This is a genomic window from Chitinophaga horti (assembly GCF_022867795.2).
Lineage (GTDB): Bacteria > Bacteroidota > Bacteroidia > Chitinophagales > Chitinophagaceae > Chitinophaga > Chitinophaga horti.
The window spans coordinates 2,509,632-2,527,975 of sequence record NZ_CP107006.1 but is presented as its reverse complement, the minus strand read 5'-3'; the positions used below and the strand labels follow the sequence as shown (position 1 = coordinate 2,527,975).

The window sequence follows — 18,344 nt, the reverse complement described above, 5'->3', positions numbered from 1 at the left end:
AACCCGAATCAATGCCGGTCAGATCTGATCTGGCCGGCTTTTTTATTGCGGTAACCGGCCCTTGCATTTAGTTTACCGCGCCTCGTAAGACCCATCTGTTGGCGGAACAACAATGGCAATACAATCGAAAACCCGAAACCGATTAACGCGATCCGTTTGTTAAACTCCACGCTCCAGCTGGAAATTACCTTGTCCCTCGCAGGTACATAATATAGTTTTGGATAGATGCCATCGTCTATACCGTAATGGATCGCAGAATTAGAGGCGACATAATAAATTCGGTTATTGAAGTTAACCAGCAGATCGTAGCTACGCCCCCGGCCGATATGCGTTTTACGTTCCTGAACACTGTATTGTACAGGCTCCGTAGTGGCGATCGTTTTGCGGAACTGGATGTAATTGTAGGTGGCCGCCGTGCCGACACACAGCCAAAGGAAGGTAAACAGGTACAGGAATATCTTAGTCGCGTTCATAGGGGAGTGGCTTTGCGCCGATGTAAGATAGAGAGAATTATTGCAATTTAGAGCCGGAATGTGCGACGGGCTTTTAATCAATGATTTATATCTTTGTCTACCTACTGTAAAGCCGTTATATGAACATATCCAGTCACTACAAACTCAAACACTTCATTCCGTGGACGAGGAGACTTATCTATAAGATGTTGCTGTTAAGCATCATACCCACAGCCCTATACTATTTCGCGGGGTGTTTCTGGCTGGGAATTCCCTGGGTGCCGGTGGCGCTGCTCGGTACCGCAACGGCCTTCATCTCCGGCTTCCGGAACACACAAACGTATAACCGTACCTGGGAAGCCAGGCAGATATATGGCGCTATTGTAAACAGCAGCCGAAGCCTCGGTATTATGCTCCGCGATTTCATCAGAACACCCGACAGCGCTGTACACCGGGACCTTTTCTACCGGCATTTTGCCTGGCTCACTACCATGCGTTACCAATTGAGGGAGAGCAAGCCCTGGGAAAACGTGAAGACGAAACCCTACAACCGCGAGTACCTGCACTTTTATAATGTTGCGGAGTGGGATGGCAAACTGGAAGAAGCGCTGCAACCTTTTATATCAGAGGAGGAGCTGCACCGTGTGCTCGCGACTAAAAACCGTGCGACGCAGTTGCTGGCAGCGCAATCAGCTGCGTTAAAGGCCTTGAACGAAAAAGGGTTGATCACCGAGTTTGCCTACGTAAGCCTGGAGGCGCAATTGAAAGACTTGTTCGATCACCAGGGAAAGGCCGAACGGATCAAGAACTTTCCGTATCCCAGGCAGTATTCCAGCATCAACCTGTTTTTTACCAATACGCTTTGTTTCCTGTTACCGCTCGGTTTTATAGGGGAGTTCTCTAAACTGGTTGATAAGTATGGCAGCGAAGCAATTTGGCTTACGGTACCGTTTGCGGTGTTGTCTGGCTGGGTATTCCTGGTACTGGAGCAGGTAGGGGAGTGTACCGAAAACCCGTTTGAAGGCAGCGCGAACGATGTGCCCATCACACAAATCAGTCGTAATATCGAGATCGACATGCGCGAAATGCTGGGCGAAACCGAGCTGCCGCCCGCTATCCAACCGATGAACGATATCGTACTGTAAACTGGTTAAAAAACGTACGGGTTTGGTTAAATCCAATAAAGTGAGCCCAAAGGCGGCGTGCTACCTTGTACATCGCATGAAAACATTCATCTCCCGTTTGTATTGCCTGGCCGTGCCAGTTTGTTTGCTGGCCGCATCGGCTATGGCCCAAAGCAGCATTCCATCTGCCCGTAAACTGCTTGTACCCGAACAGGTTTGGCAGGTGCCGGATCACAATAATTATGATAGCGATACGAGCTTATACAGCTATCATCGCAAGCTGGAATCGCCTGCCTTCGCAGCTTTCTGGGCGAAGGATTTTGGAGATACGCCGGAAAAGTATTTTGACATGCCGGGCATTTTAAAAGAATGCGAACGGTTTTACCAGTATTATGTAGATACGTTACAATTCGTGGAGAAAGGCCGGTCGGTGTCTGACGCTTATAAAACCCTGGTCTACGTGACTAATTCAAAGGATGCTACCGCCTACGGTGGGGGTGCGGGTGATAAGGTAGGCGTGTTATGGGTAACGCCGGGTCGCATCAACAAACAGCCCTTTGGTGCCATGGCGCACGAGTTAGGCCATGTGTTTCAGTATTATGTGAAGCTGGACGGCCACTGGGGATATTCCTCTTCCCCGAAAGGCAGCCGTGGACAGGCGATCTTTGAAATGACTTCCCAGTACATGCTCTGGCAGGTATATCCCTTATGGATGACGTTCGAAAATTATCACCTGCAGTCGTTCATGAAACAAACGCACTATGCCTTTCTGCATGAAAAGAACCAGTATTGTTCGCCCTATGTGCTCGAGTATTGGTCGGGCAAACACGGCAAAGACTTCATTGGTCGCATGTGGCGCAATGCTACGCCTGGCGAAGATCCGGTAACAACATACAAACGCCTGAACAAAATAGATCAATCTACCTTGAACGACGAATTGTTCGACGCCTGCCGCCGGTTCGTCACCTGGGATATCGATCGCATTCGCGACGTGGCTGCGCCGTACGCAAACCAGCATATCTCTCCGTCCACTACAGTAACCGACGGCTGGCACCGCATCAGCGCAGCTAATTGCCCGCAAAACTATGGCTACAACGCCATCCGTCTCAACGTGCCGGCATCCGGAACCAAAGTAAAACTTCAATTTAAAGGTCTGACAGGTGTTGCCGGTTATCGCAATTTGCAGCCCGACAAAGCCGGCTGGCGCTACGGTTTCGTCGCCATGCTGACCGACGGGAAACGTGTATACGGAAACGTGAACCGTTCCACTATAGGCTCGGCCCAGTTCACGGTCCCTGCTAACACCGAACATCTTTGGCTGGTTGTAAGCGGCGCACCGACCGGGCATTGGGAACATATTACGGACGGAAAGGATGAAACGGACGAGCAGTGGCCGTATGAGTTCAAGCTGGACGGGGCGACGGTGGCCACGAAGTAAGGATGGAGCGGACGCCTTCCCGGCGTTTGACGTCCGCAATCATCCTGGCGAAGCAGTGGCCGTATGAGTTCAAGCCGGACGGGGCGACGGTGGCGACGAAGTAAGGCTGGAGCGGACGCCTTTCCAGCGTTTGACGTACGCAATCATCCTTGCGAAGCAGTGGCCGTATGAGCCTTTGACGCCCGCAATCATCGTGTCGGATGAAATGAAGCCACCCTCGTCCGGCAACGTTTGCGCACTATCCTCCCATCAACCTACAAATTTTTACTAGCTTTCAAACCATGAAGCTATTCCTGATCTGCCTGCTGATCTCCGTTACCACGTACGCCCAGCAAACCAGCACCGATACCGCCTGGAAGGAAAAATACCGTGTCGCCGGTCAAACCGTGCCCCCATACCCATCGGAACTAACCGTAGCCCAGGACGGCAGCGGGGACTACCGCACCATACAGGAAGCGGTACACGCGGTAAGGGATCTGTCGCAGGCGCAGGTAACGATACACATCAAAGCCGGCACTTACCGGGAGAAGCTGGTAATCCCGTCCTGGAAAACGAATGTAAGGCTGGTGGGGGAGAGCAGCGCCAACACCATTATCAGTAATGCCGATTTCTCCGGCAAAGCGCATCCCGAAGGAAAGGATTACCTGGGCCGGGCCAAGTACAGCACTTATACTTCTTACACTGTGCTGGTGCAGGGCAACGACTTTTCCGCCGAAAACCTCACCATCGAAAATACAGCGGGCAGGGTGGGACAGGCAGTGGCGCTGCACGTTGAAGGCGACCGCGCTGTGATCCGGAACTGCCGGTTGCTAGGCAACCAGGATACGGTGTACACGGCCACGGAAGGCAGCCGCCAGTTTTATACCGACTGCTACATCGAGGGTACTACGGACTTCATCTTCGGCGAGGCCACCTGTGTATTCCGCCGTTGTACGATCAAAAGCCTGTCAAACTCCTACGTAACGGCCGCCGCTACCCGGGCGGGCAGCCGATACGGTTATGTATTTATGGACTGTTCCCTCATTGCTGCCCACGACGTCACCAAATGTTACCTGGGCCGTCCCTGGCGGCCGGATGCGCAAACGGTTTTTCTCCGTTGCGATCTGGGCGCCCACATCCTGCCGGTAGGCTGGCATAATTGGGGAAAGGCGGAAAATGAACGTACGGTGCTGTATGCCGAGTACGGCAACACCGGTGCCGGCGCCGCTACGGATAAACGGGCCGCCTGGGCACGGGTGCTTGCCAAAAAGCAGGCGGCAGCTTATACACTCAAGGCGATCTTCTCCGGTTGGGGTCCGGAATAGTATTAACAATCCTCATATATTAGAAAAAAATCAATAAAAGTTAGCGAGAACATATCCCCAGCTAATAAAAAACGCTATTTTTTAAAAAAGATATGGCTTCTGCATAATAATTTATAGTTTTGTTCATCCAAATGAACGAACGATGCTGATACAGTCTGGTAACCAGAAAGAGATTTACAAGCGCGAAGTCATCACCCGGTTTGAACTTTACAACAGTTTGTTCCTGACCCTGCCGTTTTACCAGGTGAAGGATACGGGCATTTTACTGCCGTTTTTTACCTCTCATTGTGAAAAGGGCGTGGCGCAATTACAGTCGCCGGAACAAATCATCCGTTCGTTCTTTAAGGAACGTGTGCCTAGCATCGATGAGCAGGAGCAGATCAACCGCCTGTTCCGGTTTATTCAATATATAGAAAGGCAGGTCGTACTTTTTGATGCGATCGAAGATTCCTCGTTCGGTAAACTCAGTCGCACCGACGGCAGCGGCACGCTGCAAGGCCTGTTACAGCAGATATCCGAAGACGAAAGCCTCACAGAAGGCATCCGTAAACGCCTCGAAAGCTTTTCGCTGCGATTGGTGTTGACCGCGCACCCAACACAGTTTTACCCCGGCACGGTACTCACGATCATGACTGACCTCATCGAGGCGATACGTGCCAACGACATCAACAGCATCAACCTGTTACTGCAGCAGCTGGGTAAAACGCCTTTTTTTAATAAAACTTCGCCTACGCCTGTAGACGAGGCCATCAGCCTGATATGGTTCCTGGAGCATGTGTTTTATCATGCCCAATATGAAATACAATCTAAACTCAACGAAATATTTGGCTTTAGCGCTACCGGCGCCGGTTTGCTGGAGATGGGCTTCTGGCCCGGCGGCGACCGTGACGGTAACCCAAATGTGGTCACCTCCAGTACCCGTACGGTGGCAGCTTCGCTTCGTCAAACGATTTTCCGTTGTTATTACCGCGACTTCCGTGATCTGAAACGCCGCATCACGTTCCGTGGTGTGGAGGCGCCCATGGCCGCGCTGGAGAAGATCTTTTACCAGAACGCATTTAATCCGCAACCCGCCGCCGGCAACCTGCAGGACGAAATGGTACGTTTGCTCTCACAAATCAAACATACGCTGGTAAATGATCACCACAGCCTGTTCATCAATCTGGTGGACGAGCTCATACTCAAAGTAAATCTGTTCGGCTGCTACTTTGCCAGCCTCGATATTCGCCAGGACAGCCGGGTGTTGCGCAGCGTGTTCCGTTACGGTCTGACCGAAGCGAAACTGGGCAATGGTTTGCAAGCCGACGCCTACCAGGCGCTTGCGGAAAACGAAAAGCTGAAAGCAATACCGTTCGACGAAGCTGATTACCCTTGCCTGGAAACAGCGGCCGACGATCCAAACGCTGCGATCAACGACACGCTCTGTACAATCCGCCTGATGCGCGAAATTCAGCAGCAGAACGGGGAGAAGGCCTGTCACCGTTTCATTATCAGTAACTGCCAGCAGGCTTCCGATATCCTTCAGCTCATGAACCTGTTTTTATGGAGCGGGTGGACGAAAGAAGGCCTTACCGTAGACTTCCTGCCGTTGTTCGAAACGATCAACGACCTGAAGGAAGCAGCGGGCGTGATGGAAAAATTATATACACATCCTGTTTACAAAGCACACCTGGAGCGTCGCGGCAACCAGCAGATGATCATGCTCGGCTTTTCCGATAGCACCAAGGATGGTGGCTACCTGATGGCCAACTGGTCTATTTACCAGGCGAAAGCCGAACTGACAGCCATTACGCGCAAATACGACATCGACCTGGTGTTCTTTGATGGCCGTGGAGGTCCCCCATCCCGTGGCGGTGGTAAAACACATCGTTTCTATGCCGCTATGGGTAAAGAAATTGCGAACGACCAGATACAGCTCACCATACAGGGACAAACAGTCAGCTCACTCTACGGCTCCGTGGAAACGGCGAAGTTTAATATTGAACAACTCGTCAATGCAGGTTTAAGTGCTGTATTGCATCCTAGTCTGCAGGATCAGCTGGGCGTGAAAGAAAAAGCACTGATCACCGGTATGGCCGAAGTGAGTTTCGACAAATTCGTGAAACTGCGGGAGCATCCCCTGTTTACCAAGTACCTGGAGGAAATGAGCCCGCTGAAACTGTTGTCTAACATCAACATCAGCAGCCGTCCGACGAAACGTAATGCCGGCGCGCCATTGAAGCTCGAAGACTTACGGGCGATCAGTTTCGTAACGGCCTGGAGTCAGCTGAAACAAAGTGTGCCCGCGTTTTACGGCATGGGTTCCGCATTGCAGAACATCAGTGATAACGGCAGCTGGGAAGATGCGAAACGCCTGTACAAATCATCCGGTTTCTTCAAGACTATGATCGACAACTGTATCATGTCTATGTCCAAATCCGATTTCCGTATTACGGCGCATTTGCAGAAGGACGAGCAGTTTGGCGCTTTCTGGACATTACTTAAAAAAGAATACGACCTCACGATAGAAATGTTCCGCGAGCTGACCGGCAACCAGGAACTGATGTGCGAATACCCGGTTGAAAAAACGTCGATCGCAATGCGCGAACGTATTATGCTGCCGCTCGTCGTAATTCAACACTATGCACTGAAACGTGCGAAAGAAACAGAGGATGAAGCGCTTAAGAGCAGCTATCATAAACTGGTGATCCGCACGGTGTATGGCATTGTGAACGCCGGCAGGAATTTAGTATAATATAATTACCACATAAGCAGAAAGCCGTTCCATAACAGGGACGGCTTTTTTTAGTGACATAAGAAAGCCGGGAGCGTGTGCCCCCGGCTGCTTTTCTTGCGTCGTTTTGGTGTGATTCGGTGTTAACTGCGTACGTGCGTAGACGTAATGCAGCTGATTATCTTGTACAATCGGCCGACCAGTTACGGCTGTTCCTGGAGAATAAGATCTGCAGTTTGTCTTTGTTAATGGTAATAGCACCGGTACCCGCGTCGCCTATACTTACCATGGTGTTCGCATCACGTTCTTCGAACTGAACACCGGTAAGGTCAGGAATGCCATTGTCGAAACGGAAGTCATAACGGGAACCGACTTTCGTAACGAATACGCTGCCTTCAACCGGGTTAATGGTCTTAGTATCATCAGAGTAGCTGATAGTGCCTCTGAAGGTACCTGCGAATACGTCGGTGTCTGCCGGGTCTTTGTCTTTGCTGCAGGAGGAAAAGATCACAACGGTTAACAGCAATGCTGCAATCATGCTCAGGAAGGATTTCATAAAATTTTCAGTTTGGTGAACGATTAATTTCTGATAGCTGAAATGCAAACGGCGTACCTGTTACTACGGCACCTGGTATAAGTGTTTGATTTTGATGCGTTTTCGGGTTGTGTAAAAGATTTTATAGCGTGCCACTCAAACGAGTAGTTGTTGTGTGGACTTGTACACAATTTGGGTAAAGCAGCCATCTCTTCCACTACTTTTTTCTTATTTTAGCGCCGTCGACTGCTAATCAAATTACACTACGAGTAACACCAACCTAAATGACCAGTCTAATTATTGATGACAATAAGATAGCGCGTTCTATATTGCAGGAACTGGCTTCGCAGGTAGATGGCATTACCGTCGCCGGGGAATGCAGCACCGCGATGGAAGCCTATAACTTTTTGAAGCGCCAGCCGGTGGATTTACTGTTGCTGGACATTGAAATGCCGGGCATGAGCGGCCTGGAACTTACGCAAAACCTTGGCAGCGCCCGACCCGCCATTATCTTCACTACTTCAAAAAAGGAATATGCGGCGGAAGCTTTCGAACTCAACGTCGTAGATTATATCGTGAAACCGGTTACGCCCGCGCGTTTTCTCCTCGCCATGGAAAAGGCCCGCGAAATCATAGAGAGTAAAAAGGTAGCGATCGAATCCACCGAAGAAGAATTTATTTTTATTCGTGATTCGCATGTGGTGCGCAGGCTAAAGCTGGATGATATTCTTTATGCAGAAGCAATGGGCGACTATGTGAAGCTGCATACCGCTAAGAAGTTTTACGCGATCTATACATCATTAAAGGCCGTGGAAGAACGATTGCCGGCCGCTTTGTTCCAGCGGGTTCACCGGTCGTACCTCGTGGCGGTTAACAAGATCGATACGCTGCAGGGTGGTGTGCTGATGGTAGCAGAACATTCCCTGCCGGTGGCCGACGCCTACCGCAAAGCCCTTACGCAGCGCCTCCGCATCCTCTAACGGGCGAAAAGCCCTTTCCGGCGAGTGAAAATCCCCCGGGGGCCAGTAGATAAATGAAGCCAGGAGGTAACAATCGATCTTTATCCCGGAAAAAGGGACCAACAGATAGTAATTGTCAGCCGGGGTAACAGCATTGCCCCGGCTTTTTAGCTTTCTGCCGCAAATCTGCATTCATGACGCAAAAGAGATTCATCTACCTGATTATCGCTGCCTTTATCACCGGCACGACGCTCATGTTATACATCCATTATAACTCATCCCGCAATATTAATAACCTGGTCGACGGTAACGCCAAGTTATTGCGCGAACTGAGACTCGGTAATTGTCTGGGTGAAGTGGAGCGTGATATTATCTGGGTCGAAAGCCGCATCCGTGCGGCGATTGCTACCGACGACACTTCCCACATCGAAGGCGTAAACCTGAAGATCGCGGAAGTGGAAAGTCTGCTCGACACCATCGAAGACGCTAACGTAGATCCCGCAGCGGTCAAACATATCGAACGGCTTGGCTTCCTGGCGCGGGAAAAACTAACGGCTAAGAATAAACTGATGCACGAGTTTTTCCGATCCGGCCATATGGACGATACAAGCCTGATCGCCAACCCGCGTGCGCGTGAGATCTCCAATGAGATCAGCCAGGTGACCCGCGCGATCTTCGATAGCCGCCAGTCTTATCTTACCGTATTAAGTACGTCAATCGAGGCCGATGGCAAAAAGGCCTTGCAATGGAATATCATCCTCATCGTGATCGTTGTATTGGCCGCTGGTGCTGTTTTCTGGTTCATCATCGATCGCTATAGCCAGCAAAGTGCGCTGATCGTCCGGCTGGACGCTTCTGAGAAGAAAGTTCGTGAAACCGCGCAGATCAAGGAGAATTTCCTGGCCAATATGAGCCATGAAATACGCACGCCTTTAAACGCCATGTTAGGGTTCACCAACCTGTTAAAAGTACGGCAGCTCGACGGACAGTCGCAACAGTTCGTAGGTGCCATTCAAAGCGCCGGAGAAAACCTGATGACCATCGTGAACGATATCCTGGATCTCTCTAAAATAGAAGCCGGCATGATGCGTATCGAAACGAGCACTTTCAGTGTGCGTGGCCTGTTACACTCTGTAGAAACACTGTTCAGCGAAAAGGTGCGGGAAAAAGAACTCAGGTTCGCTGTAGATATCGATAAAGGTATTCCGGATACACTGATCGGCGATCCAGTGCGACTAACGCAGATACTCGTGAACCTGATCGAGAACGCGATCAAGTTTACAGATAAAGGCGCTGTAAATATCCGCGTGGAAAATAAGGAAACCGATGGCTCCAAGATCACCCTTGGCTTCCTGGTACAGGATACCGGTATTGGCATCGACCCTAAGAAACTAGCTGCCATTTTTGAACGTTTTTTACAGGCAGAGGATTCGATCACCCGCCGTTATGGTGGCACCGGCCTGGGATTATCCATCGTTAAAAAGCTGGTCGAATTACAACGGGGAGAGGTATCGGTGGAAAGCACGCCTGGCAAAGGTACGAGCTTCCGCGTCTCTATCCCATACCGCATTTCTACAGAACAATTTACGCTGAAACTTGTGCAGGATGTGACCCCGTACAAACGTGAAGGTAGTGCGCCCGTACATTTACTGGTGGTGGACGATAACCGCATGAACCAGGAGCTGATGCGTCATTTGCTGGCACAATGGCAACTGAACTTTGACATTGCGGGAGATGGGATGACGGCACTTAACATGTTGCAGGAAAAGCACTACGATCTCGTTTTAATGGACATACAAATGCCCGGTATGGATGGCTATACCGCCGCACAAAGTATCCGGCAGCAGTTACATCTCAACGTGCCCATTATCGCGATGACGGCTCACGCAATGGCCGGGGAACGGGAGAAATGTCTCAGCTACGGCATGAACGATTACATTTCCAAACCGGTGAACGAGCGCATATTGCACGATCTTATCATACAATTCACCGGCGGCCGCGAACAGCCCGCATCTGCCACGCAGCAATACCAGTACATTAACCTGGGGTACCTGCAATCGGTGAGTAAAGGCAATCGCAACTACGAAAAGAAGGCCACCTGCCAGTTCATCGAAATGATTCCGGAAGAACTGCAACTCATGCAGCAGGCGATCGGTCAGCATGATGTGCCAGCACTCCATCGCACAGCGCACAGCATGAAAACAAGCGTATCAATTATGGGGCTTACTGAACGTTTGCAACGCCTGCTCGACCTGCTGGAATATACTACCGGTAAGGATGAGGCCAGTACGGCGTTCATGGAGCTACGCAACATATGCGAAGGCGCACTGGAAGAAGCGCGGCACTTTCACGCCAGACTTTAAAAGGACCGTACACGGGATGCATAGCGTCCCGTTTTTTTTGCGCTGATATTCACCGAGCTAAATTGCCCGTTTAACGAGTAGCACCAGGGAAAGGGGAGGCGTAAACATAATTTCACGGTATAAACAATTACACGCCTTTCAAACATCTAAAAGAATTGTATGTACAACCACACTACCCTTAACACTGCGAATCACCAGCCTGACGTTATCGTACGCACCCCATTCTTTTCTATCTTCACACTCGGCGAGCTGCAGGAACAGTTACTTACAGATGCCGGCCAAACGCATCGCCACGATTTTGTAGAGGTGTTATGGCTCACCAATGGCGGCGGACAACTCATCGTAAATCTGCATGCTTACGAACTTACACCGGCCCGACTGTACGGTGTTGCGCCCGGGCAATTACACCAGCTGTCCCTCTCTGATGATGCAGCAGGCAAGATCCTCCGGTTTAACGAAGCTTTCCTTTACACCGGCGATGTGGAACCAGGCATCGGTTACCGCTCTGATTTTTACCAGTTGCTGCAAAAGGCCAGTGACTATAAGCTGGAAGAGGAAACAGCCGCCGAACTGGAAGACCTGATCAGCAAATTATCAGCAGAACATAACAGCGACAAACCTTACCGCGCAGAAATGATGCGCCGTTACCTGAAAATTTTCTTTGTACATATCGCGCGGGAGCAGGCAGGCAATCATACCACAGAAACCTATGCGATCAATAATCGTTTGGCGGATAAGTTCATCAGCCTTCTCGACAAACACTATGCTACCACCAAAACGGTGGCCGAATACGCAGCGATGTTGTTCGTGACGCCTAACTATCTCAGCTGGACGGTGAAGAAATCTACAGGCTTCTCTGCCCGTCATCATATCCGCGAACGCATCATCCAGGAAGCACAGTGCAAAGCCGCCAGCCAGGATTGCAGCATGAAGGAAATTGCCTGGGCGCTGGGCTTTTCCGACATCGGCCACTTCTCAAAATATTTCAAAAACGCCAGCGGGACCAACTTTTCCGACTTCAAAAAGAGTCATATGGCGATGGCGTAAAAGTAGATCATCCGTAACGTGCAAAAAACGGTGCTGGGGTGAACCCTGGTTTTTCATGGGGCGAAGGCTGATTTTTAGCGGGATGAGTTGAGCGTTCCCGCTGGATCCTTCTTAGATCCTTCCTGCATCCTTGCTAAGTTGTTGCTAAAAAGTAGCTGAAACACCAGTGTTTTAGCAGGGATCTAGCAAGGATGCAGGAAGGATGTAGCAAGGATGCCGCGCCAGCAGACATTTTCCGGTGATGCGGTAATATGGTGTTTTACAGTTGATAAGGAGAGGTGCCTTTATAGCGGTGTAAACCCATCCTCTGCGCCCTCTTCGAGCACGATGTAAGTACGCATCCAGCTTTCGTTACTCAGCCTGCTCCATTTATGGCCAGTGCCGATGGTATCGGCAGCCACCAGGATATCGCCGGGGTGCAGTTGGAAGGTGCTGCCATCGGTGACGGTAAATTCAAGTACGCCTCTTAACGTAAGCACGTATTGACGGTGCGGCGCAGGGTGCCAGTCGTACTCCATCCTTTCGGGTGCATCCTCTGCCAGGAAAAAGTAGGCGGAGGTGATGTGTTGCTGCCTGGTAATGTTGCCCTCTTCAAACGCGCTGCCTCCGTCGGCGGTGGTGTATAGTCTGTATGCTTTCATGGTTGCCTGTAAAGCAACGAAGATAACAATTTAGGCCGTAGTTTCGTAGAGCCGGCAACGTTCGGAAATCGGCCCGCAGCAGGCGCCATGGGGCATGGGCGATTTTGAAATTCCAACTATTTCTTTTAATTTGGGTGAACAGTGCGCTTATGGCTGAACCAGTGAACACATGCCGCCCCAAAGGCAATCACGGCTGTTAGCATGCCGGGACCAAACAGCACCGATTTTAGGGTAGTGAAAATGGCCACGTAATGATACAAATTCCCATCCTGGTGAAATAAGTAATAAGCGAAACTGGTATTCTCCAAAAGGTCGAACAGCGCACAGGCGATCATAGCAGCACGGAATAAGCGGTAAAAAACAGTCCCTTTCCAATATCCTGTAAGCGTAAGTAATAAACTCAGATAGATGATCGGGAAAATGAAATCCACAAGGTAAAAGCTCCGCAAGTACTGATCCGGACTGTAATGTGCCGCGGCTTCGCGAACATACGGGCCATCGAAGAAACGATCGGTATATTCAGGCCATGAATGGATGCTCGTGTCGGGCATCAGGTGTGTATCGATGATATGCGTAACACGGCCGTTTGGCGTAAAAAAGTTGGTGGATTTGATCCATTCGAACAATTGCGTCCATGTGAAAAATAGCACAAGGAGGATCAGGAGTTTTGGGGAGAAAGGGGATTGTTTCATGGTGAAGAGATGCTTACTCAATTTAATTCTTTTCGGTGTTAAACTCCAAATAATATGACCACTTATTACAACAAGGGCTTGCAGTCGTATTGGCGGCTGCTGTACCGCCAAACCACCATCGCCGGCCGGTCTGTATGGGCCTCCTTTCTTCGTGGATTTCAAACGCTGGTAAGGCTCGCCGGGCTTATACTGGAAGATGCAGGTATCGAAATCCTTTTCCTCGTTGTGTTTTGGGCTATCGTCACAAAAATGGGGCAGGGGCGCGATCTCATCGTGAGCCTGTTCGAACCGGACAGTATTTACGGGCTGGATCGCATTGCTTTTACCGTCGGCAGCGCCATCCTGTTCTCCGTGTCGATGTGGATCATCCCGGCATTCCTTTTCCAACAGCGGGATAACGCGCACCAGGGAAAACGACGATACATTTCCATTTTCCGGCAGCACTTGTTTTTCGTGCATCGTGCGCTACCGCTGGCGCCTTTCTGGTTGTTGGCCTATGTATTGTTTAATGGTCCGCTGATGGGATGGCTATTTGCGGGTTTGTCGGTGTTGCAATTGTTCCTGCTGTCGCTGTTTCATGTGGAAGTAAAAGGGCCCGCCCGCAAGTGGTGTGTACTTGGATTGGCTGTGATGCTGCTGGCGGCGATCATCTGGTTTGCGGCTGTACATGGTAACCAATATAACGGTGCGAAAGTGGCGCTGGTGGTAGTCCTTTACCTGCTGGCCAGCCTGGCGAACCTGATCTACTTTGAGGCCGATAAAGCTTTGCTCGCGAAACATCGTGGCGGACGGGTGTCGGCTTACAGTTCTTATCGCCGTTACCTGGGCAATACGATCGCCTACGTAGTATTGTTTTTGTTGCATGTGGGGATCGTGATCGCCCTTTTTAATGCCTCAGGCAGATTTGAACTGGCGCCGGAATCCACGCTGCTGTACATATTTGCGTTGTATGTATTTATCATCGACTTATTCGTTTATTTCATCAACGTTACCAGCCAGCGTAAGTTTGTGGCTACTGTGTTGATCGTGATTTTCATAGCGGTGATCTATTACAGTCCGCGTGTCAACTTCACCGTACATCATTATACAATGGACGGTATCAAAGATGTTTCGATCCTGGAGGGGAAAGAGCGTTTGCGGCTCGAAGACCGCTATGATCTGTTGAAACAGGCGATCGAGGATAATCAGTCTGGCGTCCCGTATCCGATTATACTCGTTGCCGGAGAAGGCGGAGGGTCACGGGCTGGCATGTGGTTCAGCGAAAACCTGATCAACTTCGATTACCTCACGCGCGGAAAGTTCCGCAACTATATTTTCTCATTGTCGACTGTTTCGGGCAGCTCCGTGGGACTGGGCACACTGTTCGCCTTCTGGGAGCAACCGATGAATGGCGATAGCATCGACGCGCGGTGGCTACAGCTGCCTGGAGAAGTGTATAAAAACAATTTCGTCGGCAGCTCTATCAGTGGACTGTTGGTTACCGATTTCTGGAAATCAATGCCGTTCTTCCTGGATCGTAGTACCCGCGACAGGAACACTGCCTTGCAGGAAGAGGAAGCTTATCATACAGAACGGGCTATACAGGAAGTATTGTCGGAAGGAGCGGTGGATAATCATGCAGCAATTCCCCTGGCGGAACAGGACTTGCTGCGGGATTATATGAGCTTTTTTTACAAAACCGGGGACAGTGGTAAGGTGGTGCTTCGTACGGACAGGCCGCTGGCTTTTGTAAATACCTGTCGCAGTAATGATGGGCGCCGGGGCATCTTCTCGCCTGTAAAGCTGGGGAACGACTATTTTAATGATGCCATTGATATTAACGGCTACCTGTACGATACGTCAATTTGCGATCATGCCGGTAAACGCATCTGCGAGAAAAATATAAATAAAACCGTTTCCCTTGGACAGGTTTGCAATACGAGTGAACTGTTCCCGCTGTTCAGTGCGCCGGCTTATATCGAAACCCTTGGCAGTTTTGTGGACGGCGGCTATCATGAAAATACCGGTTTAAAAACGACATTAGACATCTATCAGAAGTTACGTGATTTATTAGTGCGTGATTCGCTGTCCGGCAAGTACATGATGTATATTGTGTATCTCAAAAATGGATCTTCAGAGAAAGATCTGTATAAACCTTTGCAATCAGAACTGCCCTTATTGCTGCCGCTGAAAGCGTTATCGGCACAGCCTTTTGAGGGTAGCGCTTCCTACTTTGAAGAGCGTGCGCGTTACATTGGCGGCAAAGATCCGGCTGTCACTTACATACAGGTGGCGTTAAACAATCGTTTCATTGTAGACGAAACGGCGCCCGCCAATCGCGATCCTAAGGCCGCGCTTATGGACAGGCAGATCCTTCGCGACCTGCGAAATGATCTTGATACGACCAAACGCGATTCTACCCTGAACTTCCCGCTGGCCCGTTGGTTGTCGCGCTCTGTGATCCGCCGGATGCGGGTAAGCGCGGTGCTGGACCAGCAACAAAACACAGCGATGACCACCCTGCTTGGTATTGTGAATAAGATGGACGGTGTGCGGCCGGTGTCAACGGCTCCCTTCCTGGCATTATCGCCATGGATAACGCCGAAAGCGAAGACCGTAGCAAAGAAATAGGGAATCTCTGCGCTGCTTCGGAGAAAGGCAGTGTGGTTCCAATATACCCGTGAGTGAGGGCCGGATGGGCGACTGTCCGGCCCTTAGTCCTTCTTACGTGGCCTGATCTTTAGTTTCGGAAGGGCCTTAACAGGCTTCTCTAATCCCCGCGTGAACGGAATGGCCACCAGGTGTTGCGTGATCAATACCGAGTAGTCATGCTCCAGCAGGAAATGCACTGCCTGCCGGGAGATCTCGATATTAGCTGCTAATTGTTGCTGGTACGCAGCATATAGTAGTTTTGACTCCTCATCCTCCTGTTCAAAGATGGCAGGCGTTTTCGTCTTTTGTACGGCATCCGCAAGATTCGCAAACGCCTGGTCAAAAAAGCCTCTCATCTCTGCTGCCATGATCCGGAACCAATAGGAATGGTATTCCCACATGACGCTTTGTAGTTTTGGTTCTGCATCCGCAGTCTGAATGACCGTTTTTAGTTTTACGAGAAAGTCTGCATATTTAATGAAACCCCAAACCGCCATTTCTTTACCCTCGGTTTCCGCTGGTTTACTAAGCACTTTGGCGAGTTTGGTACGATTGGCCAGTAGTTCGATCACCGAGTCAATGTCTTCGTTGTTATAACTAACATAATCCAGCATCCGCAGGAAACAAGTTACCTCCGCGTCTTCTTCGATCAGGCGGTTGGTGAGCAAAAACTCATTGAACAGGCGCTTGCTCGTTCCCGTATCGTTTGCCAGGAAGTCGATACCGTCACGCACGGTATACAACAGGAGTGAGGGGAGCTGGAAGGGATAGTTTTTTGAACAATACGTTTGTACGTCGGGGTTAGTCAGTACCCCGATGATCTCTGATTTCAGTGTTTCGTTGAGCTGCCGCGGAATGTAACCGGCTGTGATGGCCACCTGCAGCAGCGCATAGTATTGGAGTAACGCATCTATTTCAAATCGTTGTGTAAGCTCGCGGCTATACACTGTGGCCTCATTATGATGGCGCAACAACCAGCCGAGACCTTTCTCTTTGCTGTCTTGCAGGCGAACGATCGTCCTGTGGCCTTTGTGCGCCGGGCCGGCTTCGCGGTAAGTGCGCGAAAGGGTGGCGATATTCAGGTCGGCAATATTTTCCATACTTGATTATTGAAGGGCGCTGAAGTCTGCGTGCATTTGGTATTTTCCCTGAAATATCCGATCATTAACAATATGAACACCTGGTATCACCTCTCCAACATCGCCACTATCGATTCGCCCGCGCTCGTCGTTTACCCCGACAGGGCCCTCCATAACATACGCCTGCTCAAACAACTCGTTGGCGACCCGGCAAACATCCGCCCGCATGTAAAAACGAACAAGATCGCCGAAGTGTGCCAGCTGATGCTCGACGAAGGTATTACCCAGTTCAAGTGCGCTACCATTGCCGAAGCAGAAATGCTCGCCTTAATCGGTGCCCCGGACGTATTGCTGGCCTACCAGCCCATCGGGCCGAAAGCGATCCGTTTCCTGCAGCTGATGAAAAGCTACCCGGCTACTGTATTCTCTTGCCTGGTCGATAATGCAGGTTCGCTGGAGGCGCTCAGCGAATTGTCAACGGGAGACATGAGGGTATTTATCGACCTTAATACGGGGATGGACCGGTCGGGCATTCGTCCGGGCGAGGGGGCTTTGGATCTCTGGAATAGGGGACTGCAATTGCCCGGCATTACCATGGTGGGCCTTCATGCTTACGATGGGCATGTGAGCGATACAGATATAGCGACGAGGCAGCAGCGCAGCAATGCTGGTTTTGAGACGGTAGAAAAGCTGGCCGGGGCCATCGGTACGGATCCGGTCATCGTGGTGGGCGGCTCGCCCTCGCTGCCGACGCATAGGCGCCGGACGGGTGTACAATGCAGTCCGGGTACATTCGTGTTCTGGGACCATAGCTATAAAACCACCTTACCCGACCTGCCATTTGATTACGCGGCACTGGTCATCAGCCGTGTAGTTTCCATTATTGATGAACATACAATTTGTACGGACCTGGGGCATAAGTCGGTGGCAGCCGAAAATCCGTTCCCGCGAGTGTTTTTCCTGAATGCTCCGGAAGCTACACCCATCCGCCAGAGCGAGGAGCATTTGGTGCTGAAGGTGCCGGATGCTTCAAAGTACAGCGTGGGAGATGTGTTTTACGGCGCGCCTGTCCATATATGCCCTACCGTAGCCCTGTACGAACGGGCGGTGGTGGTGGAAGATGGGCGGGCCACGAAAGAATGGGCGGTAATCGCCCGCAACAGGCGCATCAATATTTAACATTTCGTAGTCCCGTTTACGTTAACAAATTTCCGTAACTTAACTGCTGTTTATAATAGATAACCGTCATCGGAAACGGCTTATGAGTAATCCATTTAAGAAGATAACAGCCATATCGAAGGAAACCGCGAAGACATGGGAGAGCACGAAACATACGCCTTCCCTGGATACCGTTACCTGCCCGCAT

General features: G+C 50.6%; 14 protein-coding genes. 9 read left to right on the top strand and 5 right to left on the bottom strand.

Features of this window, described 5'->3' with window-relative positions; translation table 11 throughout:
- Nucleotides 1-8: 8 nt before the first annotated feature.
- A complete protein-coding gene (locus tag MKQ68_RS10250) occupies nucleotides 9-473 on the bottom strand; it encodes a hypothetical protein (protein WP_244839032.1) in 465 nt (154 codons plus the stop codon).
- Nucleotides 474-592: 119 nt separating this feature from the next.
- Here MKQ68_RS10250 and MKQ68_RS10245 point away from each other — a divergent pair, with 119 nt between their 5' ends.
- From MKQ68_RS10245 to MKQ68_RS10230, 4 genes are all read left to right on the top strand, one after another.
- On the top strand, nucleotides 593-1,597 hold the full coding sequence (locus MKQ68_RS10245) for a bestrophin family protein (protein ID WP_264283207.1): 1,005 nt from the start codon (nucleotides 593-595) through the stop codon (nucleotides 1,595-1,597).
- A gap of 76 nt (nucleotides 1,598-1,673) precedes the next feature.
- Complete coding sequence (locus tag MKQ68_RS10240; protein ID WP_264283206.1) at nucleotides 1,674-3,014, top strand: DUF6055 domain-containing protein; 1,341 nt, start codon at nucleotides 1,674-1,676, stop codon at nucleotides 3,012-3,014.
- 281 nt (nucleotides 3,015-3,295) lie between these two features.
- Nucleotides 3,296-4,318, top strand: a complete 1,023-nt coding sequence (locus MKQ68_RS10235) for a pectinesterase family protein (protein ID WP_264283205.1) — start codon at nucleotides 3,296-3,298, stop codon at nucleotides 4,316-4,318.
- Nucleotides 4,319-4,460: 142 nt separating this feature from the next.
- Nucleotides 4,461-7,052, top strand: coding sequence for a phosphoenolpyruvate carboxylase (locus MKQ68_RS10230; RefSeq protein WP_264283204.1), 2,592 nt, complete (start codon nucleotides 4,461-4,463; stop codon nucleotides 7,050-7,052).
- A 157-nt stretch (nucleotides 7,053-7,209) separates the two neighbouring features.
- Here MKQ68_RS10230 and MKQ68_RS10225 read toward each other — a convergent pair whose 3' ends face one another.
- Entirely contained in the window at nucleotides 7,210-7,587 is a 378-nt protein-coding gene (locus MKQ68_RS10225) for a hypothetical protein (protein ID WP_244839038.1), read from the bottom strand.
- A gap of 263 nt (nucleotides 7,588-7,850) precedes the next feature.
- On the opposite strand from MKQ68_RS10225, the gene MKQ68_RS10220 reads away from it, so the two are divergent.
- The 3 genes from MKQ68_RS10220 (at nucleotide 7,851) to MKQ68_RS10210 (ending at nucleotide 11,935) form a co-directional block, all read left to right on the top strand.
- The gene (locus MKQ68_RS10220; protein ID WP_264283203.1) at nucleotides 7,851-8,546 is read left to right on the top strand and encodes a LytR/AlgR family response regulator transcription factor; all 696 of its coding nucleotides are present in this window, start codon (nucleotides 7,851-7,853) and stop codon (nucleotides 8,544-8,546) included.
- A gap of 173 nt (nucleotides 8,547-8,719) precedes the next feature.
- The gene (locus tag MKQ68_RS10215; protein WP_264283202.1) at nucleotides 8,720-10,888 is read left to right on the top strand and encodes a response regulator; all 2,169 of its coding nucleotides are present in this window, start codon (nucleotides 8,720-8,722) and stop codon (nucleotides 10,886-10,888) included.
- 159 nt (nucleotides 10,889-11,047) lie between these two features.
- Nucleotides 11,048-11,935: a helix-turn-helix transcriptional regulator gene (locus MKQ68_RS10210; protein ID WP_244839042.1), complete on the top strand. Its 888-nt coding sequence runs from the start codon at nucleotides 11,048-11,050 to the stop codon at nucleotides 11,933-11,935.
- A 284-nt stretch (nucleotides 11,936-12,219) separates the two neighbouring features.
- Here MKQ68_RS10210 and MKQ68_RS10205 read toward each other — a convergent pair whose 3' ends face one another.
- Both MKQ68_RS10205 and MKQ68_RS10200 read right to left on the bottom strand, forming a co-directional pair.
- Complete coding sequence (locus MKQ68_RS10205; protein ID WP_264283201.1) at nucleotides 12,220-12,576, bottom strand: cupin domain-containing protein; 357 nt, start codon at nucleotides 12,574-12,576, stop codon at nucleotides 12,220-12,222.
- Between the two features lie 125 nt (nucleotides 12,577-12,701).
- Entirely contained in the window at nucleotides 12,702-13,226 is a 525-nt protein-coding gene (locus MKQ68_RS10200) for a hypothetical protein (RefSeq protein WP_264283200.1), read from the bottom strand.
- 96 nt (nucleotides 13,227-13,322) lie between these two features.
- Between MKQ68_RS10200 and MKQ68_RS10195 the strand changes: the two genes are divergently transcribed.
- Nucleotides 13,323-15,878, top strand: a complete 2,556-nt coding sequence (locus MKQ68_RS10195) for a hypothetical protein (RefSeq protein WP_264283199.1) — start codon at nucleotides 13,323-13,325, stop codon at nucleotides 15,876-15,878.
- Nucleotides 15,879-15,961: 83 nt separating this feature from the next.
- On the opposite strand, the gene MKQ68_RS10190 is transcribed toward MKQ68_RS10195, so the two are convergent.
- Nucleotides 15,962-16,999 carry a hypothetical protein gene (locus MKQ68_RS10190; RefSeq protein ID WP_264283198.1) on the bottom strand — a complete coding sequence of 346 codons (1,038 nt, stop codon included), beginning with the start codon at nucleotides 16,997-16,999 and terminating at the stop codon, nucleotides 15,962-15,964.
- 72 nt (nucleotides 17,000-17,071) lie between these two features.
- Between MKQ68_RS10190 and MKQ68_RS10185 the strand changes: the two genes are divergently transcribed.
- Entirely contained in the window at nucleotides 17,072-18,157 is a 1,086-nt protein-coding gene (locus MKQ68_RS10185) for a D-TA family PLP-dependent enzyme (protein ID WP_264283197.1), read from the top strand.
- Nucleotides 18,158-18,344: the final 187 nt, after the last annotated feature.